17 protein-coding genes are annotated in these 17716 nt (G+C 73.6%); 10 read left to right on the forward strand and 7 right to left on the reverse strand.

The features are described 5' to 3' along the window. Positions 1-86 precede the first annotated feature (86 nt). Entirely contained in the window at positions 87-1229 is a 1143-nt protein-coding gene (locus GHR20_RS13920) for a GGDEF domain-containing protein (protein WP_153813346.1), read from the reverse strand. Positions 1230-1422: 193 nt separating this feature from the next. Next, positions 1423-2217, reverse strand: coding sequence for an enoyl-CoA hydratase-related protein (locus tag GHR20_RS13925; protein WP_153813347.1), 795 nt, complete (start codon positions 2215-2217; stop codon positions 1423-1425). 248 nt (positions 2218-2465) lie between these two features. On the opposite strand from GHR20_RS13925, the gene GHR20_RS13930 reads away from it, so the two are divergent. Further along, positions 2466-3185, forward strand: a complete 720-nt coding sequence (locus tag GHR20_RS13930) for a hypothetical protein (RefSeq protein WP_153813348.1) — start codon at positions 2466-2468, stop codon at positions 3183-3185. Here the strand turns inward: GHR20_RS13930 and GHR20_RS13935 are convergent. After that, positions 3160-4278: an adenylate/guanylate cyclase domain-containing protein gene (locus GHR20_RS13935; RefSeq protein WP_111586491.1), complete on the reverse strand. Its 1119-nt coding sequence runs from the start codon at positions 4276-4278 to the stop codon at positions 3160-3162. The two genes, GHR20_RS13930 and GHR20_RS13935, sit on opposite strands and share 26 nt — an antisense overlap. 367 nt (positions 4279-4645) lie before the next feature. On the opposite strand from GHR20_RS13935, the gene GHR20_RS13940 reads away from it, so the two are divergent. The 3 genes from GHR20_RS13940 to GHR20_RS13950 all read left to right on the forward strand — a co-directional run bounded on the left by GHR20_RS13940 (position 4646) and on the right by GHR20_RS13950 (position 7114). Further along, the gene (locus GHR20_RS13940) at positions 4646-5539 is read left to right on the forward strand and encodes an SDR family NAD(P)-dependent oxidoreductase (RefSeq protein ID WP_153813349.1); all 894 of its coding nucleotides are present in this window, start codon (positions 4646-4648) and stop codon (positions 5537-5539) included. Further along, a complete protein-coding gene (locus GHR20_RS13945) occupies positions 5536-6399 on the forward strand; it encodes an alpha/beta fold hydrolase (protein WP_343336005.1) in 864 nt (287 codons plus the stop codon). The genes GHR20_RS13940 and GHR20_RS13945 overlap by 4 nt, the downstream gene beginning before the upstream one ends. Before the next feature lie 130 nt (positions 6400-6529). Beyond that, entirely contained in the window at positions 6530-7114 is a 585-nt protein-coding gene (locus GHR20_RS13950) for a TetR/AcrR family transcriptional regulator (RefSeq protein ID WP_153813350.1), read from the forward strand. Positions 7115-7129: 15 nt separating this feature from the next. Here GHR20_RS13950 and GHR20_RS13955 read toward each other — a convergent pair whose 3' ends face one another. Beyond that, positions 7130-7993, reverse strand: a complete 864-nt coding sequence (locus tag GHR20_RS13955; protein WP_153813351.1) for a biotin--[acetyl-CoA-carboxylase] ligase — start codon at positions 7991-7993, stop codon at positions 7130-7132. A gap of 110 nt (positions 7994-8103) precedes the next feature. Here GHR20_RS13955 and GHR20_RS13960 point away from each other — a divergent pair, with 110 nt between their 5' ends. From GHR20_RS13960 to GHR20_RS13970, 4 genes are all read left to right on the forward strand, one after another. Beyond that, positions 8104-9717 carry an acyl-CoA carboxylase subunit beta gene (locus GHR20_RS13960; protein ID WP_111586487.1) on the forward strand — a complete coding sequence of 538 codons (1614 nt, stop codon included), beginning with the start codon at positions 8104-8106 and terminating at the stop codon, positions 9715-9717. Positions 9718-9741: 24 nt separating this feature from the next. Then, on the forward strand, positions 9742-9951 hold the full coding sequence (locus GHR20_RS13965) for an acyl-CoA carboxylase epsilon subunit (RefSeq protein ID WP_153813352.1): 210 nt from the start codon (positions 9742-9744) through the stop codon (positions 9949-9951). Between the two features lie 105 nt (positions 9952-10056). After that, positions 10057-10194 (forward strand): hypothetical protein, encoded by a 138-nt coding sequence (locus tag GHR20_RS36790; RefSeq protein ID WP_181516653.1) that lies wholly within the window; start codon positions 10057-10059, stop codon positions 10192-10194. Positions 10195-10331: 137 nt separating this feature from the next. After that, on the forward strand, positions 10332-10949 hold the full coding sequence (locus GHR20_RS13970; RefSeq protein ID WP_111586485.1) for a nucleoside triphosphate pyrophosphatase: 618 nt from the start codon (positions 10332-10334) through the stop codon (positions 10947-10949). Here GHR20_RS13970 and GHR20_RS13975 read toward each other — a convergent pair. After that, positions 10921-11505 (reverse strand): hypothetical protein, encoded by a 585-nt coding sequence (locus GHR20_RS13975; RefSeq protein ID WP_243878344.1) that lies wholly within the window; start codon positions 11503-11505, stop codon positions 10921-10923. The two genes, GHR20_RS13970 and GHR20_RS13975, sit on opposite strands and share 29 nt — an antisense overlap. A gap of 377 nt (positions 11506-11882) precedes the next feature. On the opposite strand from GHR20_RS13975, the gene GHR20_RS13980 reads away from it, so the two are divergent. Continuing rightward, the gene (locus GHR20_RS13980; RefSeq protein ID WP_111586484.1) at positions 11883-13655 is read left to right on the forward strand and encodes a biotin carboxylase N-terminal domain-containing protein; all 1773 of its coding nucleotides are present in this window, start codon (positions 11883-11885) and stop codon (positions 13653-13655) included. A gap of 795 nt (positions 13656-14450) precedes the next feature. Here the strand turns inward: GHR20_RS13980 and GHR20_RS13985 are convergent. Together GHR20_RS13985 and GHR20_RS13990 are read right to left on the reverse strand one after the other, a co-directional pair. Continuing rightward, complete coding sequence (locus GHR20_RS13985; protein ID WP_202441066.1) at positions 14451-15359, reverse strand: DeoR/GlpR family DNA-binding transcription regulator; 909 nt, start codon at positions 15357-15359, stop codon at positions 14451-14453. Positions 15360-15560: 201 nt separating this feature from the next. Then, the gene (locus GHR20_RS13990) at positions 15561-17009 is read right to left on the reverse strand and encodes an NAD(P)H-quinone dehydrogenase (protein WP_148026656.1); all 1449 of its coding nucleotides are present in this window, start codon (positions 17007-17009) and stop codon (positions 15561-15563) included. Positions 17010-17253: 244 nt separating this feature from the next. On the opposite strand from GHR20_RS13990, the gene GHR20_RS13995 reads away from it, so the two are divergent. After that, positions 17254-17691, forward strand: coding sequence for a gamma-glutamylcyclotransferase (locus tag GHR20_RS13995; protein WP_111586481.1), 438 nt, complete (start codon positions 17254-17256; stop codon positions 17689-17691). Positions 17692-17716 lie beyond the last annotated feature (25 nt).

Below are 17716 nucleotides of genomic sequence, written 5' to 3' on the forward strand. Positions count from 1 at the left end.
CAGGAGCGTACGCATTGAATGCAGCGCTGTCACTAGTGGGGGCGGGGTGCACCCCTTACCCGGTGATGTGGGCTTCGTCGCAGCCCTCAGGGGTTGCGGCCGCGGAACCGGCGGCGCTCGGCGCGGGTGGGCGGCGGTTCGTCGGCGAGCCGGACCACGGGGTCGTCGGGGCCCTCCCGGCCGGCGACCACGGGACGGTCGGCGCGCATCGCCTTGGCACGGTACTGCGCGGCGTCCGCGAGGCGGAACAGCCGCCGGGCGTCGGCCACCGGGCCGATCGGGTCGTCGGTCGAGGCGACCCCGCAGGCGACCCCCTCCCCCAGCTCCAACTCGCCCGCGCGGCGGCACAGTTCGTCGGCCGCCTTGACCACCTCGTCGGCGGCCGGGCCGACCGCGAGGAGGCAGAACTCGTCCCCGCCGAGCCGGGCGGCCAGCGCGCCCGGCACCATCGCGCCGCACAGCGAGAGCACCGAGCCGAAGCGTTCGAGGAGCCGGTCGCCGACGGCGTGGCCCGCGGTGTCGTTGACCCGCTTGAGCCCGTTGAGGTCGCAGACCACGAGGCTGACGACGGCACCCTCGACGCGGTGCCGTTCGAGCGCCTCGTCGAGGTGCACATCCACGGCGCGGCGGTTGGCGAGGCCGGTCAGGGCGTCGGTGAAGGCGAGCCGGCGGGCCTCCTCCAGGCGCTCGGTCTGCGCGAGCCCCGCGGCGACGACGGCGGCGAGCACGGTCGCGAAGTCGGCGTCGGCGCGGCCGAACACCGGCGATCCGACGGCACGGGCGACGTACACCTCGCCCCAGGCCCTGCCGTGCAGCACGACGGGGGCGACGACACAGCAGCCGCGGCCGCGCCGGCGCAGGGCGGCGACGCGCTGGTGGAAGTAGCCGGGGACGCCGGCGGCGGTGCCCTCCGCGGTCTCCACCCAGGCGTTCGGGCCGCCGCCCCCGGCCCAGCGTTCGTGCAGGAACTCGGTGATCTCCGGGAACTGGTGCACCGGGTAGGACTCGGCCGCCGGGAACTCCTCCTCGTCCGGGCGCCGGTCCCCCACGTTCACCAGGACCCGCAGCCGGCCCAGTTCCCGCTCCCACACCGACAGGGCGGCGAAGCTGCCGACCAGCGCGTGGCAGGCGCCGAGCGCGGCGGCCTGCCACGAGTCCTCGGGGGTGCGCGCCGCGGCCATCCCCTGCGCCAACGCCACCACTGCGGCAAGCCGCTCGTCGTCGCCCATTACTCCAGATTAGGGAGGAATTCGGGTGATGGGGATATCGGTGCGGCGAATAGGGGTTTTGGCCAGAGATGCACCTTGAGTGGCGCGCTCCGGGGCGGAGGGGCGCGCCTCAGGGGTGCCTGAGGGGCGCCTCGGGGGTGCCTGAGGGGCGCCTCAGGGGTGCCCGCCGGGTGCGCCTCAGGGGCGCTCGCCCCTACTCCCCCGGCCACTGAGGCTTCCGCTTCTCGTTGAACGCGGCGACGCCCTCCGCGCGGTCCCCGGAGAAGGCCACCGAGCGCCACGCGGCGTCCTCGACCTCCAGACCGGCCCGCAGCTCGAGGCCCTGCCCCAGCCGCAGCGCCCGCTTGGCCGCGCGCAGGCCCACCGGGGAGTTACCGGCGATGCGCGCCGCCAGCTCCAGCGCCTCCGCGCGGTCCCGGCCCTCCTCGACCACGTGGTCCACGAGCCCCAGCTCGCCGGCCTCCGCGGCCTCCAGGCGCCGCGCCGAGAACACCAGCTCGGCCGCCCGCGCCGCGCCGACCCGCCGGGGCAGCAGCTGGGTGCCGCCGCCGCCCGGGATCACGCCCACGGACACCTCGGGCAGCCCCACCACGGCCGTACGGTCGGCCACGATCAGGTCGCAGGACAGGGCCAGCTCGAAGCCGCCGCCCAGCGCGAACCCGTGCACCGCCGCGATCGTCGGCATCGGCAGCTCCAGCACGCCGGTGTACGCCCCCCGGGTCACCGGCCGCTGCCGCATCAGGTCCGCGTCGCTGAAGGAGTTGCGCTCCTTGAGGTCGGCGCCGACACAGAACGCCCGCTCGTGCGACGAGGTCAGGACGGTCACCCGGGCGTCCCGGTCCGCCCCCAGTGCCGTACAGGCGGCCGCGATCGAGCGGGCCATCTCCGTGGAGACGGCGTTCATCGCCTTGGGCCGGTCCAGGACCAGCTCCGCGACGTATCCGTGCCGCCGTACCAGCACGAACTCCCCGAACCGCGCCTCGCTCATCGCATCCTCCGGTACACGTGTTAACGCGGGTTAACCCCTGTCGGCCCGATCATCGCAGCCGCACCCGACCACAGGAAACCCCGTACCGCTACGCCCGTTCGAGTGACATCACGGCCGTCTCGCCCCACATCACCCACACGAGCGCATAGCGTGCGCTGCGCGGTGGGGGCGCGAGGGGAGCGCGCGGCGACGCGGGGAGCGGAGCCGCGGGAGCCGCGGGAGTCGTGGGGGGGGGAGAGCGGGCAGGCATGGCGGAGACACGTATACGCACACGGACGGGCCTGACCGGGGCGGCGGAACCGGTCGCGCCGGGCGGCTGGTTCGCCGGCCTACGTCGCGGACGGCACCGTAAACCCCGTCCCCGCAGGGCGTTGCTCGCCGCGGGCGGGCTCCTCCTCGCGGCCGGGGCGCTCGGCCTGGTCCGCATGTCCCCGGAGTCCGGCGTCGGCGCCCCCGGCACCGCGGCGGCCGAACCCCGGCTCGATCCGGGCGGCCCCCTCGCGAGCACCGGACCGGGCACCGGCGCGTCCCGGCCCGGCGGCCCCGAGGCTCCGGCCACGACCGACACCGGCACCCTGGCCACCGGTCCGCTCGCGCCGCCCTCGACGGCCGCCGACCTGGCCGGACGAACTCCCGCGCCGACGCCCACCGGGGCCGCGACGACACCAGGGAACCCGGGCGGCTCGGGAGACTCGGGCGGATCGGACGGTTCGGCGGGCGGAGTGCCGCCCGCGCCCGGGAAGAGCACCGCACCGAGCGCCCCGCCCCGCCCCTCGGCCCCGGCACCGCCCGCGCCGCCCGCGCACCCGGCGCCGCCGACGACACCGGCGCCCGCACCGACTCACGGCGCCCCCGCGCCCGCTCCGGGCGGGCTGTGCCTGCCGATCATCGCCCTCTGTGTGGACGTGGACGTGCTCGGCGGTCACGGGGGCCAGGGGCCGGCTACTGCTCCCCGTTCCTCCGGGTGAGCAGCCACGGCTCGACCACGCCGAGGCCGCGCACCGGGCGCTGCCACATCGGCTGGAGGGCGAAACGGTACGACGGCGGCTCCTCGCCCTCCTTCTCGGCGGCCGCCGCGGCCTCCGCCGCCTCCGCCTCCGAGGCGGGCGCCTCACCGGCGCGGATCAGCTCCTTGGCGAACGCGCTGTCCATCAGGACGGCGTCGCGCGGGGCTATGGAGGTCAGCCGGGAGGCCAGGTTGACCGTCGTGCCGAACACATCGCCCATCCGGGTGGTCACGGTGCCGAAGGCCATGCCGACGCGCAGTTCGGGCATCGTCTCGTCGTTGGCCAGCGTCTCCACCAGGCGCAGCGCGATGTCCGCGGCCGTACCCGCGTCGTCCGCGGCGAACAGGACCTCGTCGCCGAGGGTCTTGATGAGCCGGCCGCCGCGCGCGGCCACCAGGTCGGCGGCGGTGGTCTCGAACGCCTCGACGAGTTCGCCGAGTTCCTCCTCCTCCATGCGGCGGGTCAGCCGGGTGAACCCGACGAGGTCGGCGAAGCCGACGGCGAGGCGCCGGTCGACCATCTCCTCGTCGTCCGCGGCCTGGACGACCCGCCCGGTCGCGGCGGCGAGCTGGCGGCGCCAGACGTAGACCAGGAACTCCTCCAGCTCCGGCAGCAGCAGTTCGACCAGGGGGTACGTCACCTCGGTGCGGGTCATGCCGGGCTCGGGGGGCTCGGTCAGGCCCTCCAGGAAGGAATCGATCTGCCACTCGGCCAGCCGGGCGGTGGTCTGCCCGGTGGACCGGGCCACCTGTACGGCCATGGCCTCGCTGAGCAGCCCCGCCTCGACGAGACCGGCGAGGCGGCGCAGGGCGAGGACGTCGGCCTCGGTGAGGGCCTTGGCCTGGCCTATGTCGGCGAAGCCCATCGCCCGCCAGAAGCGGGACGCCAGCTCCATGGAGACGCCGGCGCTGCGGGCGGCCTGGAAAGGGGTGTAGCGGCGCTCGGCGCCCAGGATGAGCTGTTCGAGACGGAGCGCGAGCGGGTCCTCGCCGGAGTCGGCGGCGCTGGGGTCCGTCCGGTCCTGCTCGCCGGGGCCCGTGTCGTCGACGGTCACGCCTGCTGCCCTTCCGATCTGCCGCGGTCAGGTACGACCGGCCTCAACTCTACGGCAGGTGTGCGCCAGCTCACTCCGTCGGGTTCGGCCGGGGTCTGGTTGTCCGGTGCCGGGTCGTGCGCCGGGGTCGTCGCCGACGCCCTTTCTGGTGGCCTGCGGCCCCCAGTCCCCCGCCATCAGCTTGGGGGGCGAAGTCGTCGTGCGCACCTGCGGGCCGGTGGGGGTTGCTCGCACAGTTCCCCGCGCCCCTTTCGGGGCGGTGCAGGCGCCCGGAGATTAAACGGATAGGTAATCCGATTATGTGCTAGCGTTCGGCGTCATCAAGTGGATGATCTATCCGGTTAAATCTCGGGGTGGAGGCGCGCTCATGTCGCAGACAGCTGTGGTGACGGGTGGGACGGGAGGGATCGGGCTGGAGACGGCGCTGGGGCTGGCGGCCGCGGGGTTCGCGGTGACCGTCGTCGGGCGCGATCACGCGCGGGGGGCCGGGGCGGTCGAGCGGATCGGCGCGGTGAACCCGGCGCGTCCCGGACGGTTCCTGCGCGCCGACCTCTCCTCGCTCGACCAGGTGCGCTCGCTCGCGGCCCGGCTCGCCGGCGAGCACGCCGCCACCGGTAATCCCCTGACGCTGCTGGTCAACAACGTCGGGGCGATGTTCGCCGAGCGGCGGGTCCTGGACGGCGTCGAGGCGTCGTTCGTCGTCAACCACCTCTCGCCCTACCTGCTGACGGAACTGCTGCTGCCCACCCTGCGGGCCGGCGCGCCGAGCAGGATCGTGAACGTGACCTCGGGCGCGGTCGCCGTCGCCAAGCGGGACTTCGGCGCCGTCGAACCGCCCGGCGGCTACTACGGCTTCCACCACTACGGACGCGCCAAGCTCGCCCACCTCGCGTACACCCTGGACCTGGCCGGCCGGCTGGACGGCACGGGCGTCTCGGTCTTCGCCGCCGACCCCGGGGGCGCGGCGACCGACATGACCGACGGCACCCTGACCGATCCCCGGATCGTCTCTCCCGCCCTGCGGCTGCTGTGGCCGCTGGTGCGGCGCAGGCTCGCCCGCTCCACCTCCGGCCCGGCGTCCGCGGCGGCCAGGTCCTCGGTCACCGCCGCCACCGACGGCGCCCTGACCGGCAGGACCGGCCTCGTCATCGGCCCCGGGGCGGTCCCGGTCGCTCCGTTCCGGCACGCGACCGACCCCCGGCTCGCCGAGGCCGTACGCCGGCTCAGCGAGACCCACGCACCGGTGGGCGCCCTCCCGTGACCGGCCCCCTGACCGACCCGCCGGCCGCCGTGCCGGCCAACGCCCCTCACGACAAGGACGTCACCGTGACCGACACCGCCCCGGCCGCCTACGCCCGCACCGTCCGCGGCTTTGGGCCCGGTCTCCTCCTCGCGCACGGCGCGGGCGGCGGCATCGAGGCCAACTACGGGCCGCTCCTGGCCGGACTCGCCGCCCGGCACACCGTCGTCGGGGTCGACTACCCCGGCTCGGGGCGGACCCCCGCCGCGACGGCGCCCCTCGGGCTCGACGAACTCGCGGACCAGCTCGTCGCCGCGGCGGACGCGGAGGGGCTCGACACGTTCGCGCTCTGCGGATACTCGCTCGGCGGGCCGGTCGCGGTCAGGGCGGCGGTCCGGCATCCCGGCCGGGTCACCGCGCTCGTGCTGAGCGCGGCCTTCGCCCGCCCGGACACCCGCACCGACCTGGCCGCGGCGATCTGGCAGCAGCTGTACGAGTCCGGGCAGCATCTCCTGCTCGCCCAGTACCTGACCCACCTGGCGGTGAGCGCGCCGGTGCTGAACTCCCTCACCCCGGCCCAGGTGCGCGAGGCCGCCGAGCAGACCGCGGCGGCGCTGCCGGCCGGTACCGGAGCCCAGGTCGACCTGGTCCGCCGGGTCGACGTCCGGGCCGACCTCGGTGCGCTCGGCGTCCCCACGCTGGTCGTCGTCACCACCGCCGATCCCCTGATACCGGCCGCCCTCCAGCGCGAGCTGGCCGCGGCCGTACCCGGCGCGCGGACCGTCGAACTGGCCACCGGGCACCTGCCCTTCGTGGAGCGGCCGCAGCGGTGGCTGGAGCTGATCACCGGGTTCCTCGGCGAGGAGGGGCACCGGCGGTGACGGCCGGACCCGTGGGCGGCCCTTGCGGGGGGCCGTGCGGGGGGCCGCCCACGGGCCCGCGGGCCCGAACGCGCCACGTACGATCGAACGCCGAACCGATGCCGCGAGACGAGCGATCTGGACTGCCCCTATGACGAGCACGCAGCTGCGCAAGGACGCCGCCCGGAACTGGGACCGGATCGTCGCCATAGCCCGCGAACTGGTGGACGAGGGCACCGCGCTCCAGCTCAACGACGTCGCGCGGCGGGCGGGGCTCGGGGTCGGGACCGTCTACCGGCACTTCGCGACGCCCGAGGCGCTGCTGGAGACCGTGGCCGCGCCCTGTCTGGAGGGGCTCGCGGAGCACGGCCGCGGAGCGCTGGCGCTGGCCGACACGGAGCCGCTGCGCGCGCTGGAGGAATTCCTGTCGCGTGTCGTGGAGGCCCAGGTCACGGATGCGGCGCTGGCGCCGGTCGCGGCGGCGGCGGTCGACGCGCTGCCGCGCACGGCCGAGCTCAAGCGGTCCCTCACGACGGCCGGCACGGAACTCCTCGACCGGGCGCACGCGGCGGCGGCGATCCGCGCCGACCTCACCGCGACGGACCTCGTCCCGCTGATGTGCGGCATCGCCCACGCGGTGAACCTGCACGGCGGCGACACGGCCTCCCGCCTGCGCACCGCCCACCGCTACCTGACCACCTTCCTCGAGGGCACCCGGACCCCGCCCCGGCCTTAGGGCCCCTCGTTCGGATCACGCCGGGCGCAAGTGGACGATGTCGCCCGCGCCCACCGGCTGGACCCCGTCCGCCGTCGCGATGACCAGGCGGCCGTCGCCGTCCACGGCCACCGCCTCGCCGATCAGGTCGCGGTCGCCCGGCAACTCCGCCCGCACCGTGCGGCCCAGGGTCGCGCAGCCGGCCGCGTACGCCTCCTGGAGACCGCATTCCGCGGGGTCGCCGAGCGCCGCGCGCCAGCGGCCGTACCAGTCCTCCAGGGAACGCAGCACCGCCCGCAGCAGGGGGTCCCGGTCGGTGTTCACCGCGCCGGCCAGCAGCAGCGAACCCGCCCGTGCCACCGGCAGTTCCTCCCCGCGCAGCGAGACGTTGAGGCCGAAGCCGATGACGACGCCGTCCTCGCCGGCCCGCTCCAGCAGGATGCCGCCCGCCTTGCGCTCCTCCCCCTCGACCGTCACCAGCAGGTCGTTCGGCCACTTCAGCGCCGTGTCCACGCCCGCCGCCCGCGCCAGCCCCGTCGCCACCGCGACCCCGGTGAGCAGCGGCAGCCACCCCCAGTGGTGCACCGGAACCTCCGCGGGCCGCAGCAGCACGGAGACGAAGAGGCCGGAGCGCGGCGGCGCCGACCAGCGGCGGTCGAGGCGGCCCTTCCCGGTCGTCTGCTCCTCCGCCACCAGCACCGTGCCCTCGGCCACCGGACCGGCCGCGGCGCGCGCCACGAGGTCGTTGTTGGTGGAGCCGGTGCGCTCCACCACCTCCAGCCCGGACCACAGCCCGCCCTCGCGCACCAGCGCGCGGCGCAGGGCACTCGCGTTCAGCGGCGGACGGTCCAGATCGGACCAGCGGCCGGGGTTGTCGTCTGCTGCATCTCGGGGCGTCATGCAAGCCACCCTAGGTGTGGCAAACGACGCAGTGCTGATCGGTAGCCCCAGCACTACTCTACGAACGAGTAACCGTCCCCCCTTTTGAGCAGGCAGGGAGCCGCATCCCGATGTCCGAGCCGGAAGAGCGTCACGAGATCCAAGGGATCGACATTCACACGACCGCGGGCAAACTCGCGGATCTCCAGCGGCGCATCCACGAGGCGACGCACGCCGGCTCGGAGCGCGCCGTCGAGAAGCAGCACGCCAAGGGCAAGCTGACGGCCCGTGAGCGGGTCGAACTGCTCATGGACGAGGGTTCGTTCGTCGAGCTCGACGAGTTCGCCCAGCACCGCTCCACCCACTTCGGCCTGGAGCAGAACCGGCCGTACGGCGACGGTGTCGTCACCGGCTACGGCACCGTGGACGGCCGTCCGGTCGCCGTCTTCTCCCAGGACTTCACCGTCTTCGGCGGCGCCCTCGGCGAGGTCTACGGCCAGAAGATCGTCAAGGTGATGGACTTCGCCCTGAAGACCGGCTGCCCGGTCATCGGGATCAACGACTCCGGCGGCGCCCGCATCCAGGAGGGCGTCGCCTCGCTCGGCGCCTATGGCGAGATCTTCCGCCGGAACACCCACGCCTCCGGTGTCATCCCGCAGATCTCCCTGGTCGTCGGCCCCTGCGCCGGCGGCGCGGTGTACTCCCCGGCCATCACCGACTTCACGGTCATGGTCGACCAGACCTCGCACATGTTCATCACCGGACCCGACGTCATCAAGACCGTCACCGGCGAGGACGTGGGCTTCGAGGAGCTGGGCGGCGCCCGGACCCACAACGCCGTCTCCGGCGTGGCCCACCACATGGCCGGGGACGAGAAGGACGCCATCGAGTACATCAAGCAGCTGCTGTCGTACCTGCCGTCCAACAACCTCTCCGAGCCCCCGGTCTTCCCGGAGGAGGCGGACCTCGCGGCCACCGACGAGGACCGCGAGCTGGACACCCTGGTCCCGGACAGCGCCAACCAGCCGTACGACATCCGTACGGTGGTCGAACACGTCGTGGACGACGGCGAGTTCTTCGAGACGCAGGCCCTGTTCGCGCCGAACATCGTCACCGGCTTCGGCCGGGTCGAGGGGCACCCGGTGGGTGTCGTCGCCAACCAGCCGATGCAGTTCGCGGGCTGCCTGGACATCGACGCCTCCGAGAAGGCCGCGCGATTCGTGCGCACCTGCGACGCGTTCAACCTGCCGGTGCTCACCTTCGTGGACGTGCCCGGCTTCCTGCCGGGCGTCGGCCAGGAGCACGAGGGCATCATCCGGCGCGGCGCCAAGCTGATCTACGCCTACGCCGAGGCCACCGTCCCGCTGATCACCGTGATCACCCGCAAGGCGTTCGGCGGCGCCTACGACGTGATGGGCTCCAAGCACCTGGGCGCCGACCTCAACCTCGCCTGGCCGACCGCCCAGATCGCCGTCATGGGCGCCCAGGGCGCGGTCAACATCCTGCACCGGCGCACCCTCGCCGAGGCGGCCGCGACCGGCGAGGACGTGGAGGCCGTACGCGCCCGGCTCATCCAGGAGTACGAGGACACCCTCCTCAACCCCTACGTGGCGGCTGAGCGCGGTTACGTCGACGCGGTGATCATGCCGTCCGACACCCGCTCCCACATCGTCCGGGGCCTGCGTCAGCTGCGCACCAAGCGGGAATCACTGCCCCCGAAGAAGCACGGCAACATCCCCCTCTAGGCCCGCCGACCGACAGGAGCCGACATGACGATCAAGGTCGTACGAGGCAACCCGACCCCCGAGGAGCTGGCCGCCGCCCTGGCGGTGGTCCGCGCCCGCGCCGCGGCGGCGGCCGCCGCGCCGGCCGGCGTGCGGGGCCCGAGGGACGCGTGGTCCGACCCGGCCCGCGTCGCCGCCGCCCGCGTCCCCCGCGCGGGCGCGGCGGCCTGGACCCGCACCTACTGGCCCAGCTGAGGCCCTCAGGGGCGCGCGGGGCAGCGTACGGAGGTACGACGCCGGGGGCCGACTTGAGTACCCGTACTCAGGCGGCCCCCGCCGACCAGGCCGCACGCTTAAGGCATGCTCTGGTCAGACCCTGACGACGAACCGCCGAAAGAGCTGCGCGACGCGCAGGACATGCTGCGGCGGCTCGGCATCCTGATGGCCGTGGCGGTGACCGGGGCCATGATCGTGGCCGCTCTGATGGGGCTGCGCTGAGCCCACCGGGCTCCGGCCGGCGCCCACCGCCCGCGCCGCGCCCACCGGGTCCGCGCCGGACCCGCCGCCAGGTGATTCGCGCGGGCCGCCGCCAGGTGATTCGCGCGGGCCCGCAATCGGGTGACTAACCTGACCGCATGACCTCGACGCACCGCAGGCGACTCGTTCTCGCCTCCCAGTCCCCCGCCCGTCTCGGCCTGCTCCGGCAGGCGGGCCTCACGCCCGAGGTCATCGTGAGCGGGGTCGACGAGGACGCCGTCACCGCCCCCACCCCGGCCGAACTGGCCCTCGCCCTCGCCGAGGCCAAGGCATCGGTCGTGGCGGCGCTGCCCGAGGTGCAGGGCGCCCTGGTGATCGGCTGCGACTCGGTGCTGGAGCTGGACGACCGCGCGCTCGGCAAGCCCGCGGACGCCGAGGAGGCCACCGCCCGCTGGAAGTCCATGCGCGGCCGGGCCGGCATCCTCCAGACGGGGCATTGCGTCTGGGACACGGCCGCCAAGCGCTTCGTCTCGGCGACCGCCTCCACCGTCGTACGGTTCGGCGAGCCCAGCGACGAGGAGATCGCCGCCTACGTGGCCTCCGGCGAGCCCCTGTACGTCGCCGGGGCGTTCACCCTGGACGGCCGTTCCGCGCCCTTCATCGAGGGCATCGAGGGCGACCACGGCAATGTGATCGGCATCAGCCTGCCCCTGGTGCGCAAACTGCTGGCCGAACTGGGCGTCGGCATCACGGAGTTGTGGGCACCGGCCGGGTGAGCCGCTCGGGGACGGCGTCCTGCGGCTCGTCGTCCCCGTCCTGCGGCCCCGCCGGGCGCCCGGCCGCCGGTTCCCCCGGAGGGACCGGGGAGGCGTCCACAGGCTCGTCGACGGCCCTCGGGCCGCCCCCGCTCCCGCCGTCCCGGCCGTCCCCGCCGGGCGCGGCCTCGGCGCGGCCGCCGTCACGGTCGTACGACACCAGGAGCAGCACCAGGAGGGCGAGCATCACGATCATCGCCAGGAAGGCCGTCGCGTTGACCAGGCCCCAGGCGAAGGCGCCCAGCAGGCCGTGTACGACCGCCGCGCTGATCAGCACGACACGCCCGAAGCCGGCGGGGGCGCGGTCGCGGACCGCCACCAGCAGGGCGACCAGGGCGCAGAGCAGGAAGTAGAGGCCGAAGACGACGCCGCCGATCTTCGAGGACGTCGACATCAGATGCGGGTCCACGCCGGCCATGGACATCTTCTGCCGCTCCACGACCACGCCGAGGAACCAGTTCAGCGCCCCGATGGCGAACGCCTCCACGAGGAGGACGACGGTCACCACCCACGCCACGGTTCTGCGCACCACCGGCCCCACCCGCTCCCCACCTTGACCGCTGTTACCAGCAGTAGTCCGAGACAGGGCGAACGCTACTAACGGGTAAACCAGGGGACAAGGGTTCGTGCGGCAGCAAAGAATCATTGGGCCATTCGTAGGGACTCGACAAAGAAACCGAGTGGGCCGCAGCACGCTCTTACAGAGACCTTGGCCACATGACAGGGCTAGGGTTTTCCGGAGGAGTCCTGCGTAGCACGGTGCCACGGGGACTTTCGCGGGTCGGGCGAGCCCCGCATCACGCTCCGTGTGGGCAAGCTCACCATTGGGGACGGGTCGAGAAGCCGTGTCGGCAGTCCCTAAACTCGGCTTGTTTCAAGGAGGGAGCCTCAATCGTGCGCAAGGTGCTCATCGCCAACCGTGGCGAAATCGCTGTCCGGGTGGCTCGGGCCTGCCGGGACGCGGGGATCGCGAGCGTTGCCGTCTACGCGGACCCGGACCGGGACGCTCTGCATGTCCGCGCTGCGGATGAGGCGTTCGCCCTGGGCGGTGACACACCGGCAACCAGCTACCTGGACATCGAGAAGGTCCTGAACGCGGCCCGGGAGTCCGGCGCGGACGCCATCCACCCGGGTTACGGCTTCCTCTCGGAGAACGCCGAATTCGCGCAGGCCGTCCTCGACGCCGGTCTGAACTGGATCGGCCCGCCGCCGCAGGCCATCCGCGACCTGGGCGACAAGGTGGCGGCCCGCCACATCGCCCAGCGCGCCGGCGCGCCCCTGGTGGCCGGCACATCCGACCCGGTCTCGGGCGCCGACGAGGTCGTCGCCTTCGCCGAGGAGCATGGTCTGCCGATCGCCATCAAGGCGGCGTTCGGCGGCGGCGGCCGCGGCCTGAAGGTCGCCCGCACTCTCGAAGAGGTACCGGAGCTGTACGACTCGGCGGTGCGCGAGGCGGTCGCCGCCTTCGGGCGCGGCGAATGCTTCGTGGAGCGCTACCTGGACCGTCCGCGGCACGTGGAGACCCAGTGCCTGGCGGACAAGCACGGCAATGTGGTCGTCGTGTCCACCCGTGACTGCTCGCTCCAGCGCCGCCACCAGAAGCTCGTGGAGGAGGCGCCGGCACCGTTCCTGTCCGAGGAGCAGCTCGCCGAGCTGTACCGCGCCTCCAAGGCCATCCTCAAGGAGGCCAGCTACGAGGGCGCGGGAACCTGTGAGTTCCTGGTCGGCCAGGACGGCACGATCTCCTTCCTGGAGGTCAACACCCGTCTCCAGGTCGAGCACCCGGTGACCGAGGAGGTCGCTGGCATCGACCTGGTCCGCGAGATGTTCCGCATCGCGGACGGCGAGGAGCTCGGGTACGGCGACCCGGAGCTGCGCGGCCACTCCTTCGAGTTCCGCATCAACGGCGAGGACCCGGGCCGCAACTTCCTGCCCGCCCCGGGTACGGTCACCACGTTCACCGGGCCGTCCGGTCCCGGTGTCCGCCTGGACGCCGGTGTGGAGTCGGGCTCGGTCATCGGCCCGGCGTGGGACTCGCTCCTCGCCAAGCTGATCGTGACCGGCCGCACCCGCAAGGAGGCCCTGGAGCGGGCCGCGCGGGCGCTGGACGAGTTCCAGGTCGAGGGCATGGCCACGGCGATCCCCTTCCACCGCGTGGTGGTCCGGGACGCGGCGTTCGCGCCCGAACTCACCGGCTCCACGGAGCCGTTCAAGGTCCACACCCGCTGGATCGAGACGGAGTTCGTCAACGAGATCAAGCCCTTCGCCGCGCCGGCCGACGCCGAGGCGGACGAGGACACGGGCCGCGAGACCGTGGTCGTCGAGGTCGGCGGCAAGCGGCTCGAGGTCTCGCTGCCGTCCTCGCTGGGCATGTCCCTGGCCCGTACCGGCCTCGCGGCGGGCGCCAAGCCCAAGCGCCGCGCGGCCAAGAAGTCCGGCCCGGTGGCCTCCGGCGACACCCTCGCCTCCCCGATGCAGGGCACCATCGTGAAGGTGGCCGTCGAGGAGGGCCAGGAGGTCAAGGAGGGCGACCTGGTCGTCGTCCTGGAGGCCATGAAGATGGAGCAGCCCCTGAACGCCCACAAGGCCGGCACGATCAAGGGCCTGGGCGCGGAGGTCGGCGCGTCGATCACCTCGGGCGCGGCGATCTGCGAGATCAAGGACTGACGTCCGCCTGTACGACCTGAACCGGCTCCTGGTGCGTGTGCACCGGGGGCCGGTTCGTCGTCGGGGGCTTCCGGGGCGTGGAGGACGGCACGGACGGGCGTGTGCGGGGCGCGGGCGCGGCTGCTGGGGGCGGGACTCGGAGCGGGGCTCCGACGGCGGCGAGAGCGGGTCCTCGGCGGCGGGACGCGGCCGGCCGACCCCGACGACGAACCGGGCGTTCACCGGACCCGGCGGGGGCGCCCGGCCGCGCGGGGCGGCCTCCCGCCGGCTCGGCCGTGGCGTCGTACGAAGGGGGCGTACGAAGGCGTTGCGCGAAGGCGTCGGCAAAGCGGGCGGGCGCCGGCCGACGGCCGGGTGTGCCGAGGGGGGCTCGGGACTGCCCGGAACGGCGAGCGCCGGGCTCCCGGCGGACAGGCGACTCGCCCCGCCCCCGCAGCCTCCGCCCGGCCCGGTCGGCCGGTGTGCCGAAGCAGCCTCCCCATGGCCGTTCCGTCCGGTGCCGGTCCGCCTGAGCAGCGCGGGGCCACGGCAGCCCGTGCTTTCAGCCGCGCCCGCCGATCCCGTCGTACAGCCCACGTCACCCGGCCGCGCCGAGTGGTCCCCGCCGGGCTCGGCCCGGCCGGACAGCCCTCAGCATCGGCAGCTCCCGGCAGCGCGTTCCCGCCCGGGCCACCAGGAGCAGCCCGCACCGGTCACGCCTGTATACGGCTCACGGCGTCATAAACCCGCCGGTGGGTCGCTCGGCCCGCCCGCCGACGAGGACTCGGCCCCTCGGCTCGGCGAGCGCGGCGCGGCTCACCTGCGGCGGAGGTCGGCGACCCTGGCCCGTTCGGAAGGCTGGGGCTGGTCGGAGAGGACGGAGGTGGAGCGCAGGGGGTTGCCCCGGCGTGGTCCCGGCAGCTGGGGGCGGCGGGCCGGCGGGACCTGGTCACCCCCCGGGCTTCCGTTCGCCCCGGTCACGGCGATCTGCACCCCCTGGTCGGCGAGGGCCTGCAACTCCGTCGCGGCGCGGTCGTCGTGGCCGGGCGGCTCGTCCGTGACGAGGCGGGTGATGAGATCCGTCGGCACGGTCTGGAACATCGTGTCCGTCCCCAGCTTGGTGTGGTCGGCGAGGACCACCACCTCCGCGGCGGCCTGCACGAGCGCCCGGTCGACGGACGCGGAGAGCATGTTGGAGGTGGACAGCCCGCGTTCGGCCGTCAGCCCGCTCCCGGACAGGAACGCCTTCGACACCCGCAGCCCCTGTAGGGACTGCTCGGCACCGGAGCCGACGAGCGCGTAGTTGGAGCCGCGCAGGGTGCCACCGGTCATCACGACCTCCACCCGGTTCGCATGGGCCAACGCCTGTGCGACCAGCAGGGAGTTGGTGACCACCGTGAGACCGGGCACGCGGGCGAGCCGGCGGGCCAGCTCCTGTGTGGTCGTACCCGCGCCGACCACGATCGCCTCGCCCTCTTCGACGAGGCCGGCCGCGAGATCGGCGATCGCCGTCTTCTCGGCGGTCGCGAGGTGCGACTTCTGCGGGAAGCCGGACTCCCGGGTGAACCCACCCGGCAGTACGGCACCGCCGTGCCGGCGGTCGAGGAGTCCTTCCGCCTCCAGCGCCCGCACGTCCCGCCGTACGGTCACTTCGGAGGTCTGGACGACGCGGGCGAGCTCACGGAGCGACACGGCACCGTTCGCTCGCACCATTTCGAGGATCAATTGGCGACGTTCAGCAGCGAACACGAAACTGACAGTAACCCCAGCGACCGTCTGCTTTCAGCAGTTTGCGCCGATTAACAGAAGTTGTTCGCATGGCCGAACCCGAAGTGGTATAGGACCTTCCCCCGACCTATCCCGCCCGACTATGCCAGCCGCATGTCCGGCGACTCCCCGCGATCAGCGGGAAGTCGCCGCAGGTCATCAGCCCTCGGCGCCCGCCTTGCGGGTGTGCAGCTGGCGCGCGACCTCCGCGATCGATCCCGAGAGGGAGGGGTACACCGTGAAGGCTTTCGCGATCTGTTCGACCGTCAGATTGTTGTCGACCGCGATCGAGATGGGGTGGATGAGTTCCGAGGCGCGCGGCGCCACGACCACACCGCCGACGACGATGCCCGTGCCCGGGCGGCAGAAGATCTTGACGAAGCCGTCCCGGATGCCCTGCATCTTGGCGCGCGGGTTGCGCAGCAGCGGCAGCTTGACGACCTTGGCGTCGATCTTGCCCGCGTCCACGTCCGCCTGCGAGTAGCCGACGGTGGCGATCTCGGGGTCGGTGAAGACGTTGGAGGAGACCGTCTTCAGGTTCAGCGGGGCCACCGCGTCGCCCAGGAAGTGGTACATCGCGATCCGGCCCTGCATGGCGGCGACGGACGCGAGCGCGAAGACGCCGGTCACGTCACCGGCGGCGTAGACGCCGGGCGCGGTGGTGCGGGAGACCTTGTCGGTCCAGATGTGCCCGGAGTCGCGCAGCTTGACGCCGGCCTCCTCCAGGCCGAGGCCCGCGCTGTTCGGGATGGCGCCGACCGCCATGAGGCAGTGCGTGCCGGTGATGACGCGGCCGTCGGCGAGCGTGACCTCGACCCGGTCGCCGACGCGCTTGGCGGACTGCGCGCGGGAACGGGCCATGACGTTCATGCCGCGGCGGCGGAAGACGTCCTCCAGGACGGCGGCGGCGTCCGGGTCCTCGCCGGGCAGCACCCGGTCGCGGGAGGACACGAGGGTGACCTTGGAGCCGAGCGAGAGGTAGGCGCCCGCGAACTCGGCACCGGTCACACCGGAGCCGACCACGATCAGCTCTTCCGGCAGCTCGTCGAGGTCGTAGACCTGGGTCCAGTTGAGGATGCGCTCGCCGTCGGGCTGGGCGTCGGGCAGCTCGCGCGGGTGACCGCCGGTCGCGATCAGCACGGCGTCGGCGGTGAGGGTCTCCTCGGTGCCGTCGGCGGCGGTGACGACGACCTTCCTCGACCCGTCGAGCGACTGCATGCCCTCCAGGCGTCCGCGTCCGCGCATGACCCGCGCGCCGGCCCGCGTCACGGAGGCGGTGATGTCGTGCGACTGCGCCAGCGCGAGCCGCTTGACCCGTCGGTTGACCTTGCCCAGGTCCACGCCGACGACGCGGGCGGCCTGCTCCAGGGGCGGGGTGTCGTCGGCGACGATGATGCCGAGCTCCTCGTACGACGAGTCGAAGGTCGTCATGACCTCGGCCGTCGCGATGAGGGTCTTGGACGGCACGCAGTCGGTCAGTACCGACGCGCCGCCCAGGCCGTCGCAGTCGACGACGGTCACCTCCGCGCCGAGCTGCGCGGCCACCAGCGCCGCTTCATATCCGCCAGGTCCGCCACCGATGATCACGATCCGAGTCACGTACCCCATTGTCCCGCACGCTTCAAGGTGCCACTGCCCGGGGGCGGCGGGGCCCTCCCGACGTGCGCCGACGCGTGTTCCCCGGATGACGAACCGTACGTAATCCCACCCGGCCGCCCGACGAGCGCCTGGGTGACGAGGCCCCCCGCCGGCGTGCGGCCCGATGGGTCCCGGCCCGGAGCCTCAGGGGCGCCCCGGGGCTCGCTCCCGGGGCGCGCGGGCGGGGTGGGAGCGCTGCCGTACCCTCTCCCCCATGTCGCTCTATGCCGCCTACGCCGGCAACCTCGACGCCCGGCTGATGTCCCGCCGCGCCCCGCACTCCCCGCTGCGCGCCACGGGCTGGCTGAACGACTGGCGGCTGACCTTCGGCGGGGAGCAGTTCGGCTGGGAGGGCGCGCTGGCGACGATCGTCGAGGAGCCGCTGGCCCAGGTGTTCGTGGGCCTGTACGACATCGCGCCCATGGACGAGGAGTCCCTCGACCGCTGGGACGGCGTGGACCTCGGCACGTACCGCCGGGTCCGGGTCCGCGTGCACACCCTGGACGGGGAGAAGCCGGCCTGGACCTATGTCCTCAACGACTACGAGGGCGGCCTCCCCTCGGCCCGCTACCTGGGCGAGATCGCCGACGCCGTGGAGTCCGCCGGCGCGCCCCACGACTATGTGATGGAGCTGCGCAAGCGCCCCTGCTGACCGGCGCGCATCCCGCGCACCGATG

This window comes from Streptomyces sp. SUK 48, assembly GCF_009650765.1.
In the GTDB taxonomy this organism is placed as follows: Bacteria; Actinomycetota; Actinomycetes; order Streptomycetales; family Streptomycetaceae; genus Streptomyces.